Source organism: Microbacterium sp. C448 (assembly GCF_000582705.2).
GTDB classification, from domain to species: Bacteria; Actinomycetota; Actinomycetes; order Actinomycetales; family Microbacteriaceae; genus Microbacterium; species Microbacterium lacus_A.
In genome coordinates this window covers 1-2,181 of the sequence record NZ_HG779826.1, presented here as the reverse complement: position 1 = coordinate 2,181, position 2,181 = coordinate 1, and the positions used below count along the sequence as shown (strand labels likewise).

Here is a 2,181-nt window from a genome sequence, read left to right as displayed (position 1 = left end):
GTGTATACGTGCTCGAAGATCGACGCCACCGTCGGGAGCGGAAGGTTCGGTGTGCGGAGACGCGTGTCGTCGGCAAGCGCATGGGCTTGCTCTTCGACATCGGCGAAGAAGGTGTCGGATGCTCCGCGCCCCTCGAGATATGCCCGCATCCGCATGATGGGATCTCGTCCCGCCCAGGTGGATTCTTCGTCGCCCGTGCGGTACTTCGTCGGGTCGTCGCTCGTCGTGTGGGCACCCATCCGGTACGTCATCGCCTCGATCGCGCGAGGTCCGAGACCCGAGCGCGCCTCGTCCAGCGCGATGCGCGTGACGGCGTAGCTGGCGAGCACGTCGTTGCCGTCCACCTGGATGCTCGGCATTCCGTAGCCCGCGCCGCGGTTGACCAGCGGCGTCCGTGACTGCGTCGCAACGGGCACCGAGATAGCCCACCGGTTGTTCTGCAGGAAGAAGACCTCGGGCGTCGCGTAACTCGCGGCGAAGACCATCGCCTCGTGGACGTCGCCCTGGCTCGAAGCGCCGTCGCCGTAGTAGACGATGACGGCCTGATCGCGCTCGGGGTCGCCCGACCCGCTCAGCCCGTCGAGTCCGAAGCCCATCGCGACGCCCGTAGCGTGCAGAGTCTGCGAACCGAGCACCAGTGTGTAGATGTTCGTGTTGCCGTTGCGGGGATCCCTCGGGTTCCAGCCACCGTGCGAGTGCCCGCGCATGACGCGGATGATGTCGACCAGGTCGACCCCGCGGATCATGCACACGGCGTGCTCGCGGTACGAGGGGAAGACGTGATCCTGCGGTCGGGTCGCCCGGGCGGACCCCACCTGAGCGGCCTCCTGGCCGAAGCTCGGCGGCCAGAGGGCGAGCTGCCCCTGGCGTTGCAGGTTGGTCGCCTCGCGGTCGAAGGCGCGGATGACCACCATGTCGCGGTAGAAGCCCTGCAGCTCGTCTTCGGAGAGGGAATCGATCAGGGCCAGGTAGGGCTCGGCCGACTCGGTCGGGGAGAACGTTCCGTCTGCGGCGAGTACGCGCACGACGTCTGGTGCTTCGAGCGGATCCACCTGCCCTACGCTAACGTCCGCGCCGGATGGTCTTCCGGGAGGTTCTGCACAATGGATGCCGCGACGCGTAGGACCTTCTCGACAGATTCTTCTTCGCCCACGGAGATACGGACGCCCTCGCCGACGAACGGCCGCACGATCAGACCGGCCTCTTCGAAGGCCTCGGCCGTCCGAGCCGTCTCCGGACCGGTTGCCAGCCAGACGAAGTTGCCCTGCGCTTCGGGCACACGCCAGCCGAGATCCCGCAGCCCCCCGGCGAGGCGATCGCGCCGCTCCACGAGTTCCGCGACACGACCGCGCAGAATCGGTTCCGCCTCGAGGCTGGCCAGTGCCGCCGCCTCACCCTGGGCCGTGACCGACAGGGGGATGGCAGTGCTGCGCGCGGCGGAGAGGATCGACGCATCGCCGACCGCGTAGCCGATTCGCAGTCCCGCGAGGCCGTAGGCCTTCGAGAAGGTGCGGAGCACCACCACCTGCGGATGGTCGAGGTATCCGGTGGCACCCAGACCATTCACCGCGTCGGGGTCGGTGACGAACTCGGCGTAAGCCTCGTCGAGCAGCACCAGCAGGTCGTGCGGGAGCGCGGCCAGGAACGCGTCAAAATCGTCGCGGCGCACAGTCGGCCCCGTCGGGTTGTTCGGAGTGCAGACGATCACGACTCGGGTCCGCTCGGTGACCGCCGCCGCCATCGCCGGAAGATCGTGACGCCCGTCGGCCGTCAGCGGCACCGTGACGCTCGTCGCACCGGCGACCGTCACGAGATTGGGATAAGCCTCGAACGACCGCCAGGCATAGAGAACCTCGTCGCCGGGGCCTGCCGCCGCCGAAATCAGTTGCGCGAGGATAGCCACGCTTCCCGCGGCTGCGTGCACCCGATCCTCGTCGACCCCGAATCGCGTGGCGAGCGCGCCGCGCAGGCGTCCCGCTGTGGCGTCCGGGTAGCGGTTGATGCCGGATGCTGCGGCGACGGCCTCGAGCACCCCGGGAAGGGGCCCGAAGGGGTTCTCGTTGCTGGAGAGCTTGTGAGCCGAGCCATCCGCCTGCTTGCCCTGTCGATACGCAGGCAGGGCGGCTATCTCGGGGCGGAGTCGCACGGGTGCGGCGGGCGAGTCGGTCACCCGGTCGAGTC

2 protein-coding genes are annotated in these 2,181 nt (G+C 68.6%); both read right to left on the bottom strand.

Features of this window, described 5'->3' with window-relative positions:
• A partial coding sequence (locus MIC448_RS15675) for a thiamine pyrophosphate-dependent dehydrogenase E1 component subunit alpha (protein WP_036301862.1) occupies positions 1 to 1,052 on the bottom strand: 1,052 nt, incomplete at its 3' end.
• Positions 1,053 to 1,057: 5 nt separating this feature from the next.
• Positions 1,058 to 2,170, bottom strand: a complete 1,113-nt coding sequence (locus MIC448_RS15670) for a histidinol-phosphate transaminase (protein WP_036301863.1) — start codon at positions 2,168 to 2,170, stop codon at positions 1,058 to 1,060.
• Positions 2,171 to 2,181: the final 11 nt, after the last annotated feature.